General features: G+C 72.2%; 18 protein-coding genes, 1 tRNA gene and 2 pseudogenes. 13 read left to right on the forward strand and 8 right to left on the reverse strand.

Annotated elements, in window-relative coordinates; genetic code table 11:
* Nucleotides 1–26 precede the first annotated feature (26 nt).
* Nucleotides 27–773, reverse strand: coding sequence for a phosphotransferase family protein (locus tag KVT45_RS36445; protein WP_217553453.1), 747 nt, complete (start codon nucleotides 771–773; stop codon nucleotides 27–29).
* 319 nt (nucleotides 774–1092) lie between these two features.
* Here KVT45_RS36445 and KVT45_RS36450 point away from each other — a divergent pair, with 319 nt between their 5' ends.
* Nucleotides 1093–1413: a peptidylprolyl isomerase gene (locus tag KVT45_RS36450; RefSeq protein WP_308310971.1), complete on the forward strand. Its 321-nt coding sequence runs from the start codon at nucleotides 1093–1095 to the stop codon at nucleotides 1411–1413.
* 159 nt (nucleotides 1414–1572) lie between these two features.
* Here the strand turns inward: KVT45_RS36450 and KVT45_RS36455 are convergent, their stop codons facing one another.
* Nucleotides 1573–2283, reverse strand: a complete 711-nt coding sequence (locus KVT45_RS36455) for a hypothetical protein (RefSeq protein ID WP_308310970.1) — start codon at nucleotides 2281–2283, stop codon at nucleotides 1573–1575.
* Nucleotides 2284–2877: 594 nt separating this feature from the next.
* On the opposite strand from KVT45_RS36455, the gene KVT45_RS36460 reads away from it, so the two are divergent.
* Together KVT45_RS36460 and KVT45_RS56750 are read left to right on the forward strand one after the other, a co-directional pair.
* Nucleotides 2878–3666 (forward strand): SAM-dependent methyltransferase, encoded by a 789-nt coding sequence (locus KVT45_RS36460; RefSeq protein WP_217553456.1) that lies wholly within the window; start codon nucleotides 2878–2880, stop codon nucleotides 3664–3666.
* A gap of 204 nt (nucleotides 3667–3870) precedes the next feature.
* Nucleotides 3871–4008 carry a DUF6228 family protein gene (locus KVT45_RS56750; RefSeq protein WP_254647848.1) on the forward strand — a complete coding sequence of 46 codons (138 nt, stop codon included), beginning with the start codon at nucleotides 3871–3873 and terminating at the stop codon, nucleotides 4006–4008.
* 101 nt (nucleotides 4009–4109) lie between these two features.
* Here the strand turns inward: KVT45_RS56750 and KVT45_RS36465 are convergent.
* The 4 genes and pseudogenes from KVT45_RS36465 to KVT45_RS36480 form a co-directional block, all read right to left on the reverse strand.
* A pseudogene (locus KVT45_RS36465) lies at nucleotides 4110–4297 on the reverse strand (IS5/IS1182 family transposase); the annotation flags it as partial.
* Between the two features lie 52 nt (nucleotides 4298–4349).
* Nucleotides 4350–4490, reverse strand: a pseudogene (locus tag KVT45_RS36470) (IS5/IS1182 family transposase); the annotation flags it as partial.
* Nucleotides 4491–4754: 264 nt separating this feature from the next.
* A tRNA-Pro gene (locus KVT45_RS36475) sits at nucleotides 4755–4828 on the reverse strand.
* Nucleotides 4829–4873: 45 nt separating this feature from the next.
* Nucleotides 4874–6301 (reverse strand): MFS transporter, encoded by a 1428-nt coding sequence (locus tag KVT45_RS36480; protein ID WP_217553457.1) that lies wholly within the window; start codon nucleotides 6299–6301, stop codon nucleotides 4874–4876.
* Between the two features lie 212 nt (nucleotides 6302–6513).
* Between KVT45_RS36480 and KVT45_RS36485 the strand changes: the two genes are divergently transcribed.
* Complete coding sequence (locus KVT45_RS36485) at nucleotides 6514–7092, forward strand: TetR/AcrR family transcriptional regulator (RefSeq protein ID WP_217553458.1); 579 nt, start codon at nucleotides 6514–6516, stop codon at nucleotides 7090–7092.
* Between the two features lie 53 nt (nucleotides 7093–7145).
* On the opposite strand, the gene KVT45_RS36490 is transcribed toward KVT45_RS36485, so the two are convergent.
* Nucleotides 7146–8396 carry a PP2C family protein-serine/threonine phosphatase gene (locus KVT45_RS36490; RefSeq protein ID WP_217553459.1) on the reverse strand — a complete coding sequence of 417 codons (1251 nt, stop codon included), beginning with the start codon at nucleotides 8394–8396 and terminating at the stop codon, nucleotides 7146–7148.
* Nucleotides 8397–8657: 261 nt separating this feature from the next.
* On the opposite strand from KVT45_RS36490, the gene KVT45_RS36495 reads away from it, so the two are divergent.
* The 8 genes from KVT45_RS36495 (at nucleotide 8658) to KVT45_RS36530 (ending at nucleotide 20001) form a co-directional block, all read left to right on the forward strand.
* Nucleotides 8658–9626: a cyclase family protein gene (locus KVT45_RS36495; RefSeq protein WP_217553460.1), complete on the forward strand. Its 969-nt coding sequence runs from the start codon at nucleotides 8658–8660 to the stop codon at nucleotides 9624–9626.
* A gap of 128 nt (nucleotides 9627–9754) precedes the next feature.
* Entirely contained in the window at nucleotides 9755–12673 is a 2919-nt protein-coding gene (locus KVT45_RS36500) for a SpoIIE family protein phosphatase (RefSeq protein ID WP_254647849.1), read from the forward strand.
* Between the two features lie 183 nt (nucleotides 12674–12856).
* Nucleotides 12857–14401, forward strand: coding sequence for a sugar ABC transporter ATP-binding protein (locus KVT45_RS36505; protein ID WP_217553462.1), 1545 nt, complete (start codon nucleotides 12857–12859; stop codon nucleotides 14399–14401).
* Nucleotides 14398–15489: an ABC transporter permease gene (locus tag KVT45_RS36510; protein WP_217553463.1), complete on the forward strand. Its 1092-nt coding sequence runs from the start codon at nucleotides 14398–14400 to the stop codon at nucleotides 15487–15489. Before KVT45_RS36505 ends, KVT45_RS36510 begins: the two co-directional genes overlap by 4 nt.
* 152 nt (nucleotides 15490–15641) lie before the next feature.
* Complete coding sequence (locus tag KVT45_RS36515; protein ID WP_254647872.1) at nucleotides 15642–16742, forward strand: substrate-binding domain-containing protein; 1101 nt, start codon at nucleotides 15642–15644, stop codon at nucleotides 16740–16742.
* Between the two features lie 216 nt (nucleotides 16743–16958).
* A complete protein-coding gene (locus tag KVT45_RS36520) occupies nucleotides 16959–17582 on the forward strand; it encodes a DedA family protein (RefSeq protein ID WP_217553476.1) in 624 nt (207 codons plus the stop codon).
* A gap of 327 nt (nucleotides 17583–17909) precedes the next feature.
* Nucleotides 17910–19334: an MFS transporter gene (locus tag KVT45_RS36525; protein WP_217553465.1), complete on the forward strand. Its 1425-nt coding sequence runs from the start codon at nucleotides 17910–17912 to the stop codon at nucleotides 19332–19334.
* A 70-nt stretch (nucleotides 19335–19404) separates the two neighbouring features.
* Nucleotides 19405–20001, forward strand: a complete 597-nt coding sequence (locus KVT45_RS36530; protein WP_217553466.1) for a cysteine hydrolase family protein — start codon at nucleotides 19405–19407, stop codon at nucleotides 19999–20001.
* Nucleotides 20002–20063: 62 nt separating this feature from the next.
* Here the strand turns inward: KVT45_RS36530 and KVT45_RS36535 are convergent, their stop codons facing one another.
* Nucleotides 20064–20513 (reverse strand): MarR family winged helix-turn-helix transcriptional regulator, encoded by a 450-nt coding sequence (locus tag KVT45_RS36535; RefSeq protein WP_217553467.1) that lies wholly within the window; start codon nucleotides 20511–20513, stop codon nucleotides 20064–20066.
* Between the two features lie 84 nt (nucleotides 20514–20597).
* Here KVT45_RS36535 and KVT45_RS36540 point away from each other — a divergent pair.
* Nucleotides 20598–21364, forward strand: a 767-nt coding sequence (locus KVT45_RS36540; protein WP_217553468.1) for an ATP-binding protein, incomplete at its 3' end; no start/stop codon positions are given.

Here is a 21364-nt window from a genome sequence, read left to right on the forward strand (position 1 = left end):
TTCGTAGCAGTCGGGCCCGCGCAGCCTCACATCCGGGATCTCAGCACGTCGACCTCACAGCCCGGCGCGAACGGGTCGAAGCCGTGCTCGCTCAGCCAGCGAATTATCAGCAGGCTCCGAAACGACCACCACGCGCGGATCACGTCGAGGTCGACGCCGGTGCCATAGCCGGCGATGACGTCGGCGAGGTGCTCCTCGTGTCCGAGCGTGAAGGTGGCGAGGTCGTACAGGGCATCTCCCTGGCCCGCCTCGGACCAGTCGATGATGCCGGTGACCTCGTCGCCGTCGACGAAGACGTGCGCGATCTGCAGGTCGCCGTGCGTGAACGCCGGAGTCCACGGCCGCAGCGCGGCCTCGGCGACCTGGCGGTTGCGGGTGACCAGGTCAGCGGGCAGGAGGCCGTTCGTCACGAGCAACTCGCACTCGGCGTCGAGTTCCGCCGCCAGCGCGACGGTGCTCCGCCCGGCCCGGCCCGGCAGGGGCGGCAGCGGCGCGTCGTGCAGCTTCCGGATGGCGGCGCCCGCCGCGGCCCACGCCGCCGGCGACCCGGTCGACGGCCCGCCGAGGCGCCCGAGCGTCGCCCCCGGGAGTGCGGCGATCGCGAGCACGTGCGGCTTGTGCCACAGGACCTCCGGGGTCGGGACCGGCGCGAGGGACATCGCCTCGACCTCGGCGTCGATGCGCGCCTGATCGGCGTCCACCTTCAGGAACACGTCACCGACGCGCAGAGTCGCGCGCTCGGAATGGGCGACGACGACCTCGACCTCATCCATGGGCGACCAGTATCCCGGGGATGATCGCCGACGTCGCCGGGTTTACCGCGTGCGATTACGCGGCTGACCGCGTCCCGCCACCCGGCGGCCTCGTGCCCGACACCGACCTCCGACCAGGTCAAGCCCACCACTTTTGTTAGGAGTCCTAAGCTGGGCCGAGTAAGACGCTCAGGCACAGTGGGCAGCGGATGTGACGGAGCACGGCAGATTGCGAGTGTGCTGCTGGTGGGCTCGTAGCACCGGGACGGGCATGGGACGGCCGTCACCTGCCCGGGGCCGGGGTGGTGGGGTGGCGGCCCTCTCTAACTCCTCGGCCGAGATGGCCTCGACGCGAAGCGCTTCCTCCCACCCGCAGACTCAGGCACCGGGTCAGGGGCCGCTCTACAACGGAACGATCTTCCACTGCGTGACCGACGGATTCATGATCCAGGGCGGCGATCCCCAAAGAGATGGCCGAGGAGGGCCGGTCATCCCCGTCGGTCCGACCCCGCACCTGACCAACCGGCACACCATCCTCGGTGAAGTCGTGCAGGGCCAGGAGGTCGTCGACGCCACTGCCAAGGCCCCGACAGGACGGAACGACCGCCCCCTCACGGACGTGACGATCCAGCAGTTCCCGGTCAAGGTGGGCGGCCTGTAACCTGCCGGGCCCGCGCGCCGCGGAAGGGCCGATCCCGGATACCTTCGCCGTCCCGGTCCGGCGCCACCATGGCACGGGCCGACCTGAGGGGTCCCGACCGTGCTTCTGGATGCTGCCGGCGACGCCGACTGCTGCTCCGGGTAAGGGAGTTGGAAGGCGTCAGGATGCCTGGACCAGGGTGGCCAGGGGAGCTTCTGCCGCGTCTGCCGCGGAACGCGACAGGTACAGCGTGGTGTGGAAGTAGCCGTGGGTCTCCCTGCCCTGCGGATCCTCACCGGCCGCGGTCACCGCGTCGATCGCGTACCGCTGCTCCTGCTCGCTGGTGAAGCGGCGCTGCGGAAACGTACGGGTGGCGGCCTTCTCGGTACTCAGGCCGTACGACTCCAGGCACTCGGCCGTGCGGCGGTAGGAGTGGGTTCGCAGCACGAACGCGGCGACCCACACCGGGCCGTGGACGCAGTCCAGGAGAGACTCGAAGGTGAGAGGGGACAGGAAGCTGGCTCCGCCGGTGACGGTGATGAGGCGGGTGTGGCCTACGGCCTGGCGCAGGGCCGGGCTGGGCGGCATTGTCTCCAGATTCTCGGCGAACCCCTCGTCCAGCAGGCCGACAGCGTGTGCGTAGGAGATGGCACAGGGGGCGGCGTCGAGCCCGATGACGCGAGCCGGGTCCGGGCGCCGGTGCGCCGCGTAGTAGGCCCGGTCCCATTCGATCAACTCTGCGGTGGTCAGCTCCGTGGCCTGCGGCGATGTGTAGTGGGCGTACAGGTCCTCCAGGGTGAGATCGTGGTTGAGCAGGGCGGCGTTGATGCCGTAGGAACAGCACAGGTCCAGCACCGTGGCCGGGCCTGCGGTCCGGCGCGCTGTGAGCATGCGCCGGAAGACGGGCTGGGCATGATGAGGGGTTTGGTATTCCCAGGGGCCCAGCTCACGAAAGTACGCGCGAGGGTCCGGCTGATCGTAGATGCCATCGAACTGAGTCATCGTCCCTGCAGCGAGGCCCGACGTCTGCCGGGAGCTGCTGACCACGGGTGCCGGCGAGCCGTTCGACCGTGCATGGGTCATCACGTGTTCCCTCTCGCCCTGATCCGGAACTGCCCTCCGACAACAACTAACGGGCGACGTGACCGGTTGGGAACAAGGCGGAGACGAAACCAGCCAGGCACGCCCTCGGCACCCACATAGACATCACCGACAGCCCTCGTCCTCAGAAGCCACCGGCGCCAGTAGCCGCTGTCAGGCGAACCCTCCCGGCATCACTCGGTCAAGTTCAGTAGCGCCCCGGCGCGACCGGTCGCTCCTGCGGGGGCAGCCCGTCGCGCAGGTGAGCGTGCCGAGCATCGAGCGACAACTCCGCGTGAGGGCTAGGCCAATGGCACAATCGCAATGCCCTCTACTGCCTCATCCACGGCGCACGAAGCGACCTCGGTGAGTCGGTCAGCGATCTAGTACACGCTGGAGTCATGCATGACGGCGGACCCTTCCTGCGAAAGTCGTATCGACACGAGCAGGCCCCACCCTGCACGCGTCTACGACTGGCTGCTGGGCGGCAAGGACAACTATCCGGTTGATGAGGAGGTGGCGGCGAAGCTGCCACCGGAGGCGCGTCTCAACGCCATGCGCAACAGGGCGTTCATGCACCGCGCGGCGGCCTGGCTGGCCGGCAACGGCATCGACCAGTTCCTCGATATCGGTACGGGCATCCCGACCCAGCCGAACCTGCATCAGATCGTGCAAGGCATAGTGCCGTCGGCGCGGATCGCCTACGCCGACAACGACCCCATCGTGCTGCGGCACGCGGAGGCTCTGCTCATCAGCAGTCCCGAGGGAAACACCGACTACATCGAGGCCGACGTACGGAAGCCGGGAGTCATCCTCGACCACGCCCGTACGTTCCTGGACTTCACCCGGCCCGTCGCGCTGTCGATGATCGCGCTGATGCACTTCATCACCGACGACGAAAACCCCTACGGTCTTACACGGACGCTTCTCGACGCGCTGCCCTCGGGCAGTTACTTCATGTTCTCCCACGGCACGGCGGACGAGCACCCGCACCTCGTCAAGTCGGTGACCACGACGTACCGCAAGGGCGAGATCCCCCTGCGCATGCGTACGCGGGCCGAGATCGAGCCGTTCTTCGAGGGCCTGGAACTGGTGGCTCCAGGGCTGGTCACAGCGACCAAGTGGTACAAGGATTCACCGGCTCCCACCGAGGAGCTGAGCGGCTTCTACGTCGGCGTCGCCCGCGTGCCGTAAGGATGTCCTCGCACCCGAGGGCAGGGGGCGGCCGACGCCGGAGGGCCGCGCAGAGCCCGCGAGCGATCAAGCTGTGCTTCCACGGCCTGACGGGCTCCCTCCCGGACGAACAAGACGATCCGATGCGCGACTTCCTTGTGACAGCGGACAGCGAAGCGGTGCGGATCAAGGTCACGGTGAGGACCTGGGGGATCACGCGTCAAGTTGACGTGGGGGCTGCACGACCGATTCCCCGACGACGAGTGGCATTTCGAGGCGACTACCGATCACGCTCCTGGAGAGGACATGCGCGATCTCGCCATGGAGATGCGCAGCTTCCTGGAGGCTGAACCACCGGCGTGATCGGAGGGTGCCCGGCTGGCCGCCTAGGGTGAACGGCACAGCAGGCGAGACTGTCGGCGGGTGATCAGGCGGCAGGCCGGTTCCAGAAGGGCTTCGTGCATGTCGGCCGGCGACGGGCCCGTCCGGCTCCCCCTCTTAGCGCCCTGACGTGGGAGGAGTCGACCACGCACCGGGACCAGTCCAGCCGGGCAGCCGCATTGAGCTCGGCCAACAGGACCTCGTGCAACCGCTGCCGGACGCCGGCCTCGTTCCAGTCCCGAAGCCGCCACGAGCACGTCATGCCCGAGCCGAACCGAACCCTCAACTCCCGCCCCGGACGCGGGGACCTGGGCCGATCCATCTGACGCGGTTCTCTCCACCACCCAGCGGTGACAGCCGAGCCGGTTCGATGATTCGGTGCCCTTGCGGGCGATGCGAGGGGTGATGTTCCGCTCTCGAAGCCATCGCCGCAGGTGGGCGTAGTCATACCCCTTGTCGACGTGGGCCGCGGTCGGGCCGGCCAGAAGCCTGCGGCACCCGCCCGAACCCGGCCGGCAGACCGGGGCCGAGTCGCCTGTCGCCTGGGCCCGGACAAAGACCTGGAAGATCCTCCGCGACTGCCGTCTCAAGGGCTACGGAACGCCTCTTGGAGAAGATCATCCCAGTTCGTGAGAAATTGTGAGACGAGTGCTCCGGAAACGATCGAGGGCCTCGTCTCACGAAGTGTGATCCAAGGCCCTGACCTGCAACGACGGAGAGAACTCCAGTCGGGACGACAGGATTTGAACCTGCGACCCCTTGACCCCCAGTCAAGTGCGCTACCAAGCTGCGCCACGTCCCGCTGCGGAGTCACGCGGTGGGTTCCGCGTGATCACGCAGGTCAACACTACCGCACGCGTACGGGTGCTGCCGCCGACCGCTCCGTGACCGGGTCGGCGACGCGGGTCGCGCGGCGGACCGGAACGAGGAGGGCGGCCCCGGCGGCGGTCAGGAGGAACAGCGCGAGCAGGGCCCAGGCGTGGGTGTAGCCGGAGGCGTACGGCAGCCCGGAGGGCTGGAGCCGGCCGGTGACCAGGACGCTGGTGAGAGCGGCGCCGATGGAGCCGCCGATGGTGCGGATGTTGGCGTTCATGCCGGTCGCGGCGCCGGTCTGCTCGGGCGGGACACTGCCGACGATGAGGTTGGCCATCGAGGCGAAGGCCAGGCCGATGCCAAGGCCGAACAGTCCCGCGACGACGCCGATCTGCCACTGCTTGTCGTGCCAGAGGGTGAGGAAGCCGCAGGCCAGCGCACCGAGCGCGGCTCCCGCGGTGAGCTGCGCCTTGGCGCCGACGCGGTGTTCCAGGCGGCCGCCGATGACGCCCGAGAGGAACATGGCGATGAGCATCGGCAGCATGAGCAGGCCGGACTCGGTGACGGTGGCGCCGAAGCCGTAGCCGGCCGAGGCGGGGGTCTGGACGAAGCCGGGCAGGAAGGACCAGATCGCGTACATGCCGGCGCCGAAGAGGAGGGCGGCGGTGTTGGTGGTCCAGACGGCGGGCAGCCGCATCACGCGCAGGTCGATGAGCGGGGTGGCGGAGCGGGACTCGGTGAGCAGCCAGACGGCGAACAGGACGACGGCCGTACCGAACAGGCCGAGCACCCTGGCCGAGCCCCAGCCCCACTGTCCGGCCTGGCTCAGCGGCAGCAGCAGCGCCACCAGCCAGGCGGAGAGCAGCCCGGCACCGAGCCAGCTGACGCTGCCCTCGGCCCGCTTGGGCGACTCGGGAACATAGCGGGCGGCGATCAGGACGGTCGCCGCGACCACGCCGACCGGGATCCAGAACAGCCAGCGGTAGTCGAGCGCCGAGACGATCGGTCCGGCGGCCACGATGCCGACGCCACCGCCGGCCGCGATCACCGCGGACAGGTTGCTGATGCTGCCGCTGACCTCGGCCGGGGTGAACTCGTCACGGATGATGCCGAAGGAGAGCGGGAACAGGGCGCCGCCGATGCCCTGGACGACCCGGGCGATGATCAGGACGCCGATGTTCGGTGCGAGCGCGGCGACGAGACAGCCGGCCAGGACGGCCAGCAGGACGGCGACGAGGGTGCGCTTCTTGCCGACCAGGTCGCCGACCCGGCCGAGTATCGGGGTGAAGACCGAGGCGGACAGCAGGTAGGCCGTCATCACCCAGGTCGCGGTGGACTGGGAGGTGTGCAGGGCATGCTGGACGGTCGGCAGGGCCGGCGCGACCAGCGACTGGAGCATGGAGAACACGCCGGCACCGGTCGCGAGGACCGCGAAGGTGAGGCGGGTGGACTTGCGGGGCATGAAAAGGCCTCTCCGATATCGGAACGGAGGGAAACAGTGCGGGAGACGTCCGTGAGCGTGCGGGAAGGGGACACCGGGCCGCGTCCGGCCATGGCGGTACCGCTCCGCACTGCTAAAGTGGAGGTACCCCTCCACTCTACTGGAGGCAACCCTCCGCTTCAACCGAAGTCGAGGAACACCTCCGGTTCACCCTTGTCACGCGGGAGGCAGCAGTGACGGACAGCCCGTTCCCCGTCAGTGAGATCGTCGCGTCCCGGAGACCGCACCGTAAGGACGCGGCCCGCAACTACGACGCGCTGGTGACGGCCGCCCGCGAGGCGTTCGCCGAGCGCGGCGCGGACGTCTCCCTGGAGGACGTCGCCCGCCGCGCGGGGGTCGGGATCGGCACCCTGTACCGGAACTTCCCCACCCGCCGCGACCTCTTCGAGAGCGTCTACGCGGACGAGGTCAACGCGCTGTGCCGGGCCGCCGTGGACCTGGCCGAGCTGGAGCCGTGGGAGGCGCTGACCTCGTGGCTGGACCGCTTCTCCGGCTACATGGTCACCAAGCGGGCGGTGCGCGAGGCCCTGAACGACGAGTCGGAGATCTTCCAGGCCTGCCGTGACTCGATGTACGCGGCCGGCGGCCCCCTGATGGAGCGGGCCCAGAAGGCGGGCGTGGTCCGCACCGACATGGAGATCGGCGACCTGCTCCGCATGGTCTCCGGCATCACCGCGACGGCATTCGAGGACGATGCCCAGCGCAACCGCGTCCTCGGCATCGCCCTGGACGGGGTACGCGCCGGCCGGTAGGGAGTCGCGCGGTCGACCGGCCCTCCGGCCTCCCGTCAGAGCATTCAGAGCCTTCAGAGTTTTACGACGACGAGCGCGACGTCGTCCCGGCCGCCGCTGGCGACGCCCAGGCGGGCCAGCACCGTGTCGGCGAGCTGTTCGGCGCCCAGGTGGATGAACTCGCCGAGGACGGCGGCCAGTTGCCCCAGGCCGACATCGATGTCCTGGTCCCGCCGCTCGATGAGCCCGTCGGTGTACAGGACGAGGGTGTCGCCGGGCTTGTACGGCAGGATCGCCTGCGGGCGGGGGACGTGCTGCGGGCGGGCGCCGAGCGGCGGGTCGGTGGCCTGGTCCAGCAGTTCGCAGCTGCCGTCGGGGTGGACGAGCATCGGCGGCGGATGGCCCGCACTGCTGTAGGTGATCAGACGGCTGCGCGTGTCGACGACCGCCTTGACGGCGGTGGTGCCCAGCGCTCCCTCGACGGACCTGGCGTACAGGCCGAGGACCTCCAGGGCCTGGGCGGGGCGTTCCAGGGCCCGGATGGCGGCGGACAGGGCGCTGCGGAGCATGCCCATGACGGCCGCCGCATCGAGGCCGTGGCCGATGACGTCGCCGACCGCGACGGCGAGCCGGTCGGGCGGGATGTCGACGACGTCGTACCAGTCGCCGCAGACGTTGAGGGAGCCGGTGGCGGGCAGGTAGCGCACCGCGATGTCGCGGTGGTGGGCCAGGTCGGGGGCGTGCAGCATGGCTTCCTGCAGGGCGACGGCGACCTCGCGTTCGCGGGTGTGGGCCTGCCGGAGTTCCTCATTCAGCCGTTGCAGCTCCCGCGCCCGTGCGTACAGTTCCGCCTCCAGCGCCTGTGTCTCCTGCGGACGCTCCGCCGCCCGGATGCCCTCGGGGTGGGCGGCCCGGTACTCCTTGACGAACGCGGTGACGTCCTCCACCCGGTGGATGATGTAGGTCACCTGCCCTTCCGGGCCGAGCACGGGGGTGTTCACCGGGGACCACCAGCGCTCCTCGAAGACTCCGGGCCGGCCCATGACGGGGATGTCGTACTTCTGCAGCGCCATCGTGTCGGACCGGCCGGTGGCGAGGACCCGGTGCAGGGAGGCACCGAGGTTCTTGACCCCGTCGGCGTCCGGGTCGGCGGGGTTGTCCGGGAACGCGGTGAAGATGTGCCGCCCGAGCAGGTCCTCCCGGGTGCGTCCGGTGGCGGCCAGATAGGCCCGGTTCACATCGACGATGACCAGGTCCGGACCCAGTACCAGATACGGGCTCGGTGTCGCGGCGAACAGCGCCGTGTGATCAACCCGCGATGCCACCGCTGACGCTCCTTCCCGCCTCAACGGCTTCATCCTCAATCTACGGTCGGTCCTGCGGCTCTGCCCGCCGTGCGGCATCGGGGGGCACGGTCCCCGCGGGCCTGCCTGGGGCGGGCCGCGGCCGGGCGTGTGAACCCGGCGGGCCGGCGCGGGTCGTGCCAGGCTGGGAATCCGGCCGGCGGACCCGCGAGGTGCCGCCGGGCCCGCGCGGCGGTCTCGGCCGCCGGGGCCGTGTGTCGACGCTGGGAACGGTGAGTACGGATGAGCACGAGTTCCTCGGACGGCCCGGATCGCGGTCCCGCCGAGGCCGCGAACGGGCCCGCCGTCTCCCGCCGGGAGTTCGACGCGCTCTTCGAGGCGGTCCGCACCTGGGGCCGCTGGACCCCGGCCGACCGCGGCGCCTGGAACCGGGTGACCCCGGAGCGGGTACGACGGGCCACGGGCGCCGTGCGGTCCGGTCAGGTCGTGCCGCTGGCGCTGCCCTGGAACACCGTGCCCGGCCCCGACAACCCCAGGCCCGCCCTGCACCACATGACCGATCTCGGTGACGTGGAGAGCCCGGAGCCCGCCACCCACAAGGACTTCATCGCCGCCGACTACCACGGCAAGGCCGTCACCCACCTCGACGCCCTGTGCCATGTCGCCTACCGGGGGCAGCTGTACGACGGCCGGACGGCGAAGGACGTCGTCGGCGCGGCGGGGGTCCGCTTCGGAGCGGTGTCGGCGCTCGGCCCCCTCGTCACCCGGGGCGTGCTCCTCGACCTCCCCGCCGTCCTGCGGATCCGCTGGCTGGAGCCCGGGCTGGCGGTGCACGCGGAGGACGTCCTCGCCGCGGAAGAGGCACTCGGCGTGCGGATCGGCGAGGGCGACGCGCTGCTCCTGCGCTCCGGGCAGACCCGCCGCCGGGCGGACCTCGGCGCCTGGGACCCGGGCACGGCCGGCGCGGGCCTCCATGTGAACGCCGTACCGCTGCTGGCCGAGCGCGGCATCGCGCTGCTCGGCGGTGACGGCGACAGTGACGTACGGCCCTCCCCCGTGGACGGTGTGCACTCGCCCGTCCATGCCCTGGTCATGGCCGCGATGGGGGTGCCGCTGCTGGACAACCTCGATCTGGAGGCCCTGTCGGCGGCGACGGCCCGGGCGGGGCGGCACGAGTTCCTGCTCGTCGTGGCGCCGCTGAACATCCCGGGCGGAACGGGCTCACCGGTCAACCCGGTCGCCGTTCTGTGACTCCAGATACCCGATGTCCCTGATTTTGCATATGTCTCATCACTTCGGGGGAAATGCCCTAGAAGGGACGAACTCTGCAGGCGCGAGTGAGGCGAAGCGTGGTTCGGGGCGGCGGGAAGACGATACCGATGGGGCGTGCGACAGACGGCAAAGGGCCCGCCCGTTCGCGTGAGCGCTTCCTGCAGGGCGAGGCGGTCGAAGCCGGCGTACGCGTCCCCATCTCGAACTCGTGGCAGCGCTGCCGAGCCCTTGGACTCTCCCCCGACCAGCCCGGACTTCCCTTCCGGGACGACTTCGAGCGGGACGCCCGGATCATCCGCGCGGCCGTGCCGGTGCTCGACCGGCTGCAGTCCTTGTTCGCCGGCAGCAGGATGAACATCTCCGTGGCCGATGCGAACGGGACCGTCCTGCTGCGCCGCTTCGGGGAGGCGTCGCTGGCCGGCAGCCTCCCGGCGTTCCAGCGCGTCCCCGGGTTCGTGTTCGCCGAGCGGTACGCCGGCACCAACGGGATCGGGCTCGCCCTGGCGGAGCGGCAACTCGTCCAGGTCTACGGCGCCGAGCACTTCGCCGAGCGCGCACAGGGCAACGCCTGCCGGGCACTGCCCGTCCGCGACCCGATCAGCGGCCGCATCGAGGGCGTCCTGTGCCTCGGCTACCCGCGCAGCGCCGAGGACCCGGCGCTGGCCGCCCTGATACGCCGGGCCGCCCACGCCATCGAGAGGCGGCTGCTCGGACAGAGTTCCGAACGCGAGCGGGCCCTGCTCCGCGCGTACCTGGACACCGGCGCCGAGACCACCGCCGGACCTCACCACAGCGTCGGGGTCGGCGAGCTGACCCCCGGGATGCGCCCCTGCGACCGGGCGACCCTGATGGAGAAGGCCGCCGAGCTGATCTCCTGCGCACAGCGGGCCGCGGTCCACGTGACCCTCTCCGACGGCCGGCGGGTCACGCTGGTGAGCCGTCCGATGACGACCGCCACCGGGGTGGAGGGCTTCGTCACCGAGGCCATCCTGCCCGGCCCCGCACGGCACGAGCCCCTCCTCGTCCCGTGGCCTGCCGAGCAGCCGCCGCGCCTCACCCTCGTCCCCACCGAGTCCGCCCGCGACACCGCCGCGACCGCCGAAGCCGGCGCAGCCGCCGAACCCGCCGCCCCCGAGGTCCGGGCGGCATCCGTCGTCCCCGCGGTCCCCGTCGTCCCCACGGTCCCCGCCGTCCCGCCGTCCGCGGCCGTCCCCCTCGCCGCGGCACCCGGCATCGCTGCGCCCGGCCTCGTCCCCCTCCGCGCCGATGCGCGCGGCACCGACGCACCGGCGGGCGGCAGCCGCGGCTCGCCGCCCCCGGCGAGGGGGCTTGTGCTGGTGGGAGAGCCGCACGTGGGGCGGTACGCCCTCGCCGCACGTCGCCGTCTGGAGCTGCTGACCGACGCCAGCACCCGCATCGGGACCACCCTGGACGTGCGTCGTACCGCCGAGGAACTCGCCGAGACGGCGGTGCCACGGCTCGCCGACTACGTCACGATCGACCTGCCCGAGGCCGTACTGCGGGGCGAGGAGGCCGCCGACCCCTTCTCCGACCTGTACCGCACGGTGGTCCACGGCATCAGCGACGACTGTCCGTTCTACCCGGTCGGCAAACGTACCGACTACGGCCCGGCCACTCCGCACCTGCGCTGCCTGACCAGCGGGCAGGCGGTGCTGGAACCGGACCTGACGACCGCCATGGGCTGGCTCGCCCACGACCCGCAGCACACCGAGGTGATACTGGCCCACGTCCACTCGCTCATCGCCGTCCCCCTCGTGGCCCGCGGCGTCACCCTCGGCGTGGCCGCGTTCTACCGCGGGCAGCACGCCGCCGCCTTCGACGACGACGACCGCTCGCTCGTCCAGGAACTCGCCGGCCGCGCCGCGCTGTCCATCGACAACGCCCGGCGCTACACCCGGGAGCGCAGCATGGTCCTGGCGCTGCAGCGCAGCCTGCTCCCGCAGGGGCTGCCGGACCAGGACGCCGTCGACGTGGCGCACCGCTATCTGCCGGCGGAGTCCGACGTGGGCGGGGACTGGTACGACGTCATCCCCCTCTCCGGCACCCGGGTCGGCCTCCTGGTCGGTGACGTCGTGGGCCACGGCATGCTCTCGGCCGCCACCATGGGACGGCTGTGCACCGCCGCCCGCAGCTACGCCGAACTCGACTTCTCCCCGGACGAGGTCCTCACCCACCTCGACAACCTGGTGGGACGCCTCGACCGGGAGGCCCCCGCCGCGGGCGAGGCGGGCATCTTCGGCGCGACCTGCCTGTACGCCGTCTACGACCCGACCACGCAGCGGTGCACCATGGCCCGCGCCGGGCATCCGCCGCCCGCGCTCGTCCACCCCGACGGCACGGTCTCCTTCCCCGACCTGCCCGCCGGGCCCCCGCTGGGCCTCGGCGGCCTGCCCTTCGAAGCCGTCGACATCGACCTCCCCGAGGACAGCCGGCTGGTCCTCTACACCGACGGGCTCATCGAGAGCCGGAACCGTGACGCCGACGTGGTCCTCGACCGGTTGCGGGGCGCCCTCGCCCACCCGGACCGCACGCCCGAGGAGATCTGCGAGACGGTCCTGGAGACCGTGGCACCGGTCCACCCCCGTGACGACATCGCGCTGCTCGTGGCCCGTACCCACGCCCTGGCCCCCCATCGGATGGCCACCTGGGACCTGCCCGCCGACCCTTCCCTCGTCAGCGAAGTCCGCGCGTCGGCTCTGCGCCGGCTCGCCGACTGGGGACTCGAGGAGGCCGGGTTCGCCGCGGAGCTGGTGCTGAGCGAGCTGGTCACCAACGCCATCCGCCACGGCTCCGGTCCCGTCCGGGTACGTCTGCTGCACGGCCGCACCCTGATCTGCGAGGTCTCCGACTGCAGCAACACCGCCCCGCACCTGCGCCGGGCGGCCACCACCGACGAGGGCGGCCGCGGCCTGTTCCTGGTGGCCCAGCTGGCACAGAGCTGGGGCACCCGCTACATCCGGCAGGGCAAGGTCATCTGGGCCGAGTGCGGGCTCGACGCCGCCTGAGGCCAGGGAAACGGCCGCCACGGCCGACACGGGCGGCGCGGCCGACACGGGCTACGCGCTGACCCGTTGGTGTCATCACGGTCATCGAATCCCGAATACGGGCGTCAAATCCGTAATGGCATGACTTGTCGCACTAGTATCGCGGCGAGAGTCGGGAAGAAATCGCCAGGCCGACCCCCGGAGATGTCCGTGCACGACCCTCCCGACACCCCCGGAATCCTGGGGGCCGACCCCCTGGTACGGATCCGCGGGCTCGCCAAGCGGTTCGGCGGGACGCGCGCGCTGGACGGGGTCGACCTCGACGTCCGGGCCGGCAGCGTCCTCGCCCTCCTCGGTCCCAACGGTGCCGGAAAGTCCACGCTCATCAAGGTGCTCGCGGGGGTCCATCATGCCGACGCGGGCTGGATCACGGTGGCCGGGCACCCGCTCGGAAGCCACGCCGCCACCCGCAGCATGTCCTTCATCCACCAGGACCTCGGGCTCGTGGAGTGGATGACCGTCGCCGAGAACATCGCCCTGACCGCCGGATATCCGCGGCGCGCCGGACTGATCTCCTGGCGGCGGACCCGGGAGCGCTGCGCCGAAGCCCTGGAAACGATCGCCGGGCACCTCGATCCGGGCACACCGGTCGCCCGGCTCGGTCCCGCCGAGCGTTCGCTGGTCGCCGTCGGCCGGGCTCTCGCGACCCGCGCGCGACTCCTCGTACTCGACGAGCCGACCGCCCGCCTGCCCGCCGCGGACTGCGCCCGGCTCTTCCGGGTGCTGCACGTCCTGCGGGACCGGGGGCACGGCATCCTCTACGTCACCCACCGCATGGACGAGGTGTACCAGGTGGCCGACACCTTCGCGGTGCTGCGCGACGGCCGGCTCGTCAGCCAGGGCCCGCTGGCGGGCCACAGCCCTGCCCGGCTGGTCCACGACATCGTCGGCGAGGAACAACCGGCCCGCCCGCTCCCCGTGACCGCCCCCGTGGGCGGCCCGGCCGTCCTGGCCCTCGACGGCGCACGGACCGCCGGCACGGCGGCGGTGACCCTGGAGCTGAGGGCCGGGGAGGCGCTGGGCCTGGTCGGGCTGTCGGGCGCGGGGCACGTGGAGCTGGGCCGCGCGCTGGCAGGCGCCCGGCCCTTCCTGGGCGGCCGGGCCCTCCTGGGCGGCCGGCCCTACCGGCCCCGCACGGTCACCGACGCCGTCGCCGCCGGGGTCGGCTTCGTGCCCGGGGACAGACAGCGGGAGGGCTGTGCCATGGGGCTGACCGTGCGCGAGAACCTGCTGGCCAATCCCCGGGCGGGCGGTCCACGCGCACCGCGCTGGATCGGCCCCCGCCGCGAGCGGGCCCGGGCCGCGGAGCTGATCGAACGGTTCGCGGTGCGTCCCCGCGACGGCGAGGCACCCCTCGCCGCCCTGTCCGGCGGCAACCAGCAGAAGGTCCTGATCGGCCGGTGGCTCAGGGCGGACCTGCGCCTGCTGATCCTGGAGGAGCCGACCGCGAGCGTGGACGTCGGCGCCAAGGCCGCGGTCCACCGCCTGCTCGACGAGGCGCTGGCCGGCGGTCTCGCGGTCCTGCTCGTCTCGACCGACTTCGAGGAGGTGGCGGGCGTGTGCCGGCGCGCCCTGGTGTTCGTCCGCGGCCATGTGGCCGCCGAGCTGAGCGGTACGGACCTCACGGTCACTGGGCTCGCCCGGGCGGCCTCGGCCCTGCCGGCCCCCGGAACGACCACGGACTCATGACGGCCGCGCCCCCGCCCGCCCCGCCCCGTTCCCGGCCGCTGCGGCGGGGTCCGGCCGGGCACCTCGCGGGCGCCTACGGTCTTCTGGTCCTCACCGCCCTTCTCGTCCTGGTCTTCTCCCTCGCGCTGCCGCGCACGTTCCCCACCCGGGACACCGTCGACGCGATCCTGTCCAACCAGTCGATCCCGGCCGTCCTCGCGCTCGCCGCCATGGTCCCCGTCGTGACCGGCTCCTTCGATCTCTCCCTCGGCTACGGCCTCGGCCTGGCCCACGTCATGGTGCTGCAGCTCGTCATCGCCGCGGGATGGCCCTGGCCCTGGGCCTGCCTCGTGGTGATCGCCGGCGGCGGGGTGGTGGGTGTCCTCAACGGTGTGGTCGTCGAGTTCGGCCGGATCGACTCCTTCATCGCCACCCTCGGGACCGGCAGCATGCTGTACGCCGTGACCGGCTGGGTCACCGGCGGCGGCAGGATCGTCCCGGGCCCGCAGGGTCTGCCGGCCGCCTTCACCGGCCTCTACGACTCCACGCTCCTCGGCCTGCCGCTGCCCGCGTTCTACGTCCTCGCCCTCGCCGTCGTTCTCTGGGTGGTGCTGGAGCGGCTGCCGCTCGGCCGGTGCCTCTACGTCATCGGTGCCAATCCGCGCGCCGCCGAACTGGTCGGCATCCCGACCCGCAGATACACCGTCTACGCGTTCGCCGCGTCGGGGCTGATCGTCGGCTTCGCCGGGGTACTGCTGGCGGCCCAGCAGCAGATCGGCAATCCCAGCGTCGGTCTCGACTATCTGCTGCCCGCGTTCGTCGGCGCCCTGCTCGGCTCCACCGCGATCAGACCGGGCCGTCCCAACGCCCTGGGCACGCTCGTCGCCGTCGCCGTGCTCGCCGTCGGCCTCACCGGCATCGGGCAACTCGGCGCCGATTTCTGGACGGTCCCCCTGTTCTACGGCGGCACGCTGCTGCTCGCCGTCGGTCTGGCCGGCTACTCCGCCCGCCGGCTGCGCACCGGGGCCGACACGGCCCGCGACGCACCGGCCGCTGCGCAGCGGCCGCCGACGGGGTCCGGGGGCGGAACCGCGGACCCCGCGCCATGACCAACGCCAGAGGCGCCGACCCCGGCCCCGGTCCCCGCCCCCGCCCCCGCCGTGCCTTGACGCTCGTGCCTCGGCGAGGGGCTCCCGTGCACCGCCCCCGCAAGGCCACCACCTCCCGGACCGGCCGGGCCAGGTCCCTCTCCCTCGCGTTGCTGGCCGCGGCGGTCGCCCTGACCGGCTGTCAGCGCGGCTCGTCGAACGCCCCCGAGCTCTCCACCACCGGCCCGGGCGGCTGCCCCGCCGTCGAGGCCGGAGCCCGGGCCGCCGTCGCACGGGCGGAGCAGTCCGACACCGCCTGGAACGGGCCGACCACCGGCCCCGCGGCGGTGTCCGGCAGGACGATCGTCTTCGTCGCGCAGACCATGACCAACCCCGGAGTCGCGGGCGTCGCGAAGGGCCTGCGGGAGGCCGCGCACGTCATCGGGTGGCAGGTGCGGGTGATCGACGGCGGCGGCAGCCCCGCGGGCATCCAGGCGGCCATGGGCGAGGCCGTGGCCCTGCGGCCCTCGGGCATCGTCATCGGCGGCTTCGACCCCGGCTCGACGTCACAGCAGGTCGCCGCGGCCGGTGCGGCCGGCATCCCGCTCGTCGGCTGGCACGCGGTCGCCGCCCCCGGCCCGAGCAGGCGGCCCCCGCTCTTCACCAACGTCACCACCCGGGTCGAGGACGTGGCCGGCATCAGCGCACAGTGGATCATCGCGCACTCCGGCGGCCGGGCCGGGGTCGTCCTGTTCACCGACGCCTCGGTCCCCTTCGCGAAGCGGAAGTCCGACCTGATCAGGGGGAAACTCGCCACCTGCGCCGGGGTTCGGCTGCTCGCGTACGAGAACATCCCGATCCCGGACGCGAGCAGCCGCACCCCGCGCGAGGTCGCCTCCCTGCTCGCCCGGTTCCCGGGCACGTGGACGCACTCCGTCGCCATCAACGACCTGTACTTCGCCGACGCGGCCCCCGCCTTCCGCGCGGCCGGCCGGAAGGGGACGGGCCCGCCCTTCAACATCGGTGCCGGGGACGGCGATCCGTCCGCCTTCCAGCGCATCAACAGCGGGCAGTACCAGACCGCCACCGTTCCCGAGCCGCTGTCACAGCAGGGCTGGCAGATCGTCGACGAGTTCAACCGCGCCTTCTCCGGTCGTCCCGCCAGCGGCTATGTCGCCCCCACCCACGTCTCGACGGCCGCCAACAGCGCCGGAGCCACGTCCTGGGACCCACCGGGCTACCGGGAGGCCTACCGGAGTATCTGGGGCGTCTGAGCCGCCGTCGGCCCGCGCCCGACCAGCGGGCGGGCCGTCCCCCGAGGATCGCGTCCCGGGCGCTCACCGTGCCCCGCCGAGCGTAGGGCTGTCCGCCTCGCGCGGGATCCATCGGCGGGTCGTCGCTGACGCGCGGTGTTGCAGGCGGGTCCCACGGCCGCCGTCACGCGACACTTGGGTGAGACGGCCGGCGAACAGGGCGGGGAGGCGAGCGTGGTGATCGCCGTCAATCCGACGGACAGCGGCTCGCTGCTCGCCGCCTTCGGAGCGCTGGGCGTCCTGGCGGTGATTTTCGCCGAGTCCGGGCTGCTGGTCGTCGGCTTCTTCCTGCCGGGTGACACGCTGCTCTTCCCGGCCGGTGTGCTGTGCGCGGCGAACGCGGACCGGCCGCCCCGGCTGGAGCTGTGGCAGGTGCTGCTGTGCGCGGCCGTCGGTGCGGTGGCGGGCGGACAGGTCGGCTATCTGATCGGCCGGCACGGCGGGCGGCCGCTGCTGGCCCGTGCCTCCCGGCCGCGGGTACGGGAGGGGGCCGCCCGGGCGGAGCGGCTGCTCGCCCGCTACGGATACGGCAAGGCGCTGGTGATCGGCCGTTTCGTGCCGATGCTCCGGTCGGTGCTGCATCCGGCGGCCGGGGCGCTCGGGGTGCCGGTACGGCCGTTCACCGTCTGGCAGACCGTCGGCGGACTCCTCTGGTCGCAGAGCTTCGTCCTCGCCGGGTACGCCCTGGGCTCCTCGGTCTCCCACATCGACCGCTATCTGCTGCCACTGGTCGGCGCGATCGTCGTACTGTCCCTGCTGCCGCTGCTGGTCGAGGCCCGCCGGGCCCGCCGCGGCCGCTGACCCCGGTCAGGGCTCCGGGGCCGCGGCCGGGCCGGTTCCCGACTGTTAACCGGTGCGACCGGGGGGTGCCGGAAGGAAATCCGGGATCTGGCGGAGAGCCGGACACCGAGGTCGAAACCCGGCCGGCAGCTCCGTCTCCCCCGCCCACACCCCATCCGACAAGGCATTTCCCGCCGATACGGCGTCTTGCGCCGCAACCCCTCCCGCTCCCCCGGATCACCCCGCAGGAATAGGCAGGCTGCCTGCTATTGTTTGTCAGGCAGCCTGCGTAAATTGCCTGACCGGCAGTACGCATGCCGGGCAGCGCGGGAAGGGAGGAGCAGCACCTTGGAAACCACCGCCGACACCACCTCCGTACAGCAGGAGAAGGCTCCGCCGGGCAACCCGTTCGGAGCGGCCTTCGTGACCCCGCTGTACATGGGCGCCGTACTCAACCCGATCAACAGCTCGGTGATCGCACCTGCCCTGGTGGCGATCGCGGCCGCGATGCACACGTCCGTCGGCGGCACCGCGATCCTCATATCGAGCCTGTATCTGACCAGCGCGATAGCCCAGCCGGCGGCCGGGCGGCTCGCCGAGGAGTTCGGGCCCCGGCGGGTGTTCTTCGCCGGCATCTTCCTGGTGCTGGCGGGCGGGATCCTCGGTGCGGTGGCACGTGACATATCACTGTTGGTCGCGGCCCGCGTGCTCATCGGCGCCGGCACCTCCACCGGCTACCCCTCCGCGATGCTGCTGATCCGCCGCCGGGCCCGGGACGCGGGCCGGTCGGAACCGCCCGGCAGCGTCCTCGGCGGCCTCGCGATCGCGGGCGCCGCCACCGTCGCCGTCGGCCCCGCCGTCGGCGGCCTGCTCATCGGCCGGCTCGGCTGGCAGACCGCCTTCTGGATCAACATCCCCGTCGCGATCGTCGCCTTCGTCATGGCCGCGGTCTGGATCCCCAGGGACACCGACCGGGTGCGCGGACGCTCGCCGCGCGAGCTCGTCTCCCGCCTCGACCTGGCCGGTATCGCCGGTTTCGGCGGGGCGCTCACCGCACTCCTGGTGTTCCTGTCCTCGCTGCCCGGCCCCGAGTGGCCGGCCCTCGGCGTCTCCGTCCTGATCGCCGCCGTTCTCGTGGCCTGGGAGCTGCGCGCCGCCAACCCCTTCCTGAACGTCCGGCTGCTCGCCTCGAACCTCGCGCTCACCCGCACCTATCTGCGCAACGGCCTCACGCTGCTGGGCACTTACGTGATCCTCTACGGGCTCACCCAGTGGCTGGAGGCGTCCCGGGGGCTCACCGCCTACCAGTCCGGTCTGGCGCTCATCCCGATGGGTGTCCTGTCGGCGGTCTCCGCCCGGATCGTGTCCCGGCGCAGCCGGGTCCGCGCGCCGCTGGTGGTCTCGGCGCTGCTCCTGCTGGTGGGCGCCGTCGCCACGCTGTTCCTGGACGGCGGCACGCCGGTGGCCGTGGTGGTCGTGATCACCGCGGTGTTCGGCCTCACCTCGGGGGCCGGCACCGTGGCGAACCAGACGGTGCTGTACCAGGAGGCGCCCGCGGACAGTGTCGGCACCGCCTCGGGGCTGCTGCGCACCTTCGGCTACATCGGCTCCATCGCCTCGGCGGCCATCACCGGCACCGCCTTCCACACCCACGTCGACGACTCCGGCCTCAGGCACATCTCCTGGGCGCTGGTCGGCATCGCCGCCGTCGTCCTCGTGATGACGGTCCTCGACCGGCAGCTGGCGCACGCCGACCGGCGGCCCACCCCCTGACCCTCTCCCCCGCCCTCCGGCACCACCTCGACCAGCCGGAACCATCCGGCAAGACAAGAAAGTTCAGGTCATGACCAGCACCGTCCCGCACCTCGACCCCGCCCGCACCGCCCTGCTCCTGATGGACTTCCAGCCGGCCGTCCTGGCCGCCGTGGCCGACCCGGACCAGGCGCTCTCCCGGGCCCACGCGGCCCTGTCCTGGGCCCGGTCGCACGACGTCCAGGTCGTCCACGTCCGGGTCGCCTTCGCCCCGGAGGACTTCACCGCCATACCCGCGCTGAACAAGGCGTTCGCCGCCGTCGCCGAGAACAGGTTCCTTCCCGACGGCAGCCCGGAGGCCGACCTGCACGAGTCGTTCGAGGTGTCGGAGCGGGACATCACCGTGCGCAAGACCCGTTTCAGCGCCTTCGCCTCCGCCACCGACGTGCGCGGGCTGCTGCGCGAGCAGGGCGTCGACACGCTCGTCCTCGCCGGACTGTCCACCGGCGGCGTGGTCCTGACGACCCTTCGGCAGGCGGCCGACGACGACTTCGCGCTCTACCTCCTCAAGGACGCGACCGCCGACCCCGACCCCGAGGTCCACCGCGTCCTGACGGAGAAGGTCTTCCCGCACCAGGCCCACGTCATCGACACCGACGAACTGCCCGGCCTGACCAAGTCGGCCTGACCAAGTCGGCCTGATCCCCGGCCGTCCCCGACGGCCTCGCCCCCGGACACCCGGGCGGCCCGTCACCTGCCACTGTCCGCGATCCTGTTCATGATCGCGGCGGCCTTCAGCAGGGTCTCGCGCTCGTCCGCCCGCAGGTGCGCCTCGATCGCCGCGCCGAGCCAGGTCGCCCGGGCCACCGGGATCGTCCCGATCAGCGCGTGTCCCTCGGGCGTCGCGTGGACGAGGGTCTTGCGGGCGTCGCCGGGATCCTTGCTGGTGCCGACCAGGCCTTCGGCGCGCAGGGCGGCGAGTGTCTCGGCCATCGACTGGCGGCGTACGTGTTCGGCCTGCGCCAGCTCGGTGGCCGTGACCGGGCCCTCCTCGACGATGCGGGCCAGCGTGGTCAGCTGCGACCAGTTCCACCGCCGGTCGCTGGGCGCCGACTCGGTGCGCAGCCGGGCGCGCAGCCGGGTCATCGCCTTCATCAACTCGGCGGCGACCTCGGCCTCGGGCCATGGGTCACTCGTCATCCGCCCACCATACCCAGCGCTCACCTCGCCCTTTGTGCAACTGTTTGCGCCGTCAAGCATTTTGGGGAGGCTATATTCAGATCTGTGAGCACCTCCGAGAGGCGTCGTCATACCGAGGAGCCGCCCCGATCGCCCTCGGGCGAGGCACAGCTTCCGGGGCGTACGGCCGAGCTGGAACTGATCGACACCCTGCTCGCCGGTCTCGGCCAGGGCAGCTCCGGTCTCCTGCTGCACGGCGAGCCGGGGGTGGGCAAGACCGCGCTCCTCGACGCCGCCGCGACCCGGGCCACGGCTCTCGGGATGCGGGTGCTGCGCGCCGCCGGCGTCCAGTCCGAGACCCGGATCCCGTACTCGGCGCTGCACCAGCTGCTGTACCCGGTGCGGCATGACGTGGACCGGCTCGACGGGCACCACCGGGACGCCCTCCACCAGGTCTTCGACCTCACCCGGACCCCGGCCCCGGAGCCGCTGGTGTCGACGGCGGTGCTCGCCCTCCTGGAGCTGACCACCGCCGAGCGCGGCCTGCTCATGATCACCGACGACGTGGCGTGGTTCGACGAGGCCAGCGCGGCCGTCGTGGGATTCGTCGTACGGCGCATCGCGGACGCCCCGATCGTCTTCCTGGCCGCCTCGCGGACCGGCACCGAGGACCTCTTCCGGCGGTCCGGGCTGCCCGAGCGCAAGGTCGAGTCGCTGGACACGGGAGGGTCCGGCGCCGTCCTGGACGCGCACGCGCCCGGGCTGGCGCCCGCCGTGCGCCGGCGGCTGCTGGCGGAGGCCGGGCCGGGGCTGGCGCTGTGGGACGGGAGCGGGGGCGCCGGGGCGGCCGAGGAGCTGCACGACCCGGTGGT

It is taken from the genome of Streptomyces sp. GbtcB6, assembly GCF_019091475.1.
In the GTDB taxonomy this organism is placed as follows: domain Bacteria; phylum Actinomycetota; class Actinomycetes; order Streptomycetales; family Streptomycetaceae; genus Streptomyces; species Streptomyces hyaluromycini.

Excerpts from the sequence above, each read along its gene's own strand:
- KVT45_RS36445 (WP_217553453.1), bottom strand. The coding sequence starts at position 773 with ATGGATGAGGTCGAGGTCGTCGTCGCCCATTCCGAGCGCGCGACTCTG.
- KVT45_RS36450 (WP_308310971.1), top strand. The coding sequence starts at position 1,093 with ATGGCCTCGACGCGAAGCGCTTCCTCCCACCCGCAGACTCAGGCACCG.
- KVT45_RS36455 (WP_308310970.1), bottom strand. The coding sequence starts at position 2,283 with ATGCTCACAGCGCGCCGGACCGCAGGCCCGGCCACGGTGCTGGACCTG.
- KVT45_RS36460 (WP_217553456.1), top strand. The coding sequence starts at position 2,878 with ATGACGGCGGACCCTTCCTGCGAAAGTCGTATCGACACGAGCAGGCCC.
- KVT45_RS36480 (WP_217553457.1), bottom strand. The coding sequence starts at position 6,301 with ATGCCCCGCAAGTCCACCCGCCTCACCTTCGCGGTCCTCGCGACCGGT.
- KVT45_RS36495 (WP_217553460.1), top strand. The coding sequence starts at position 8,658 with ATGAGCACGAGTTCCTCGGACGGCCCGGATCGCGGTCCCGCCGAGGCC.
- KVT45_RS36500 (WP_254647849.1), top strand. The coding sequence starts at position 9,755 with ATGGGGCGTGCGACAGACGGCAAAGGGCCCGCCCGTTCGCGTGAGCGC.
- KVT45_RS36505 (WP_217553462.1), top strand. The coding sequence starts at position 12,857 with ATGTCCGTGCACGACCCTCCCGACACCCCCGGAATCCTGGGGGCCGAC.
- KVT45_RS36510 (WP_217553463.1), top strand. The coding sequence starts at position 14,398 with ATGACGGCCGCGCCCCCGCCCGCCCCGCCCCGTTCCCGGCCGCTGCGG.
- KVT45_RS36530 (WP_217553466.1), top strand. The coding sequence starts at position 19,405 with ATGACCAGCACCGTCCCGCACCTCGACCCCGCCCGCACCGCCCTGCTC.
- KVT45_RS36535 (WP_217553467.1), bottom strand. The coding sequence starts at position 20,513 with ATGACGAGTGACCCATGGCCCGAGGCCGAGGTCGCCGCCGAGTTGATG.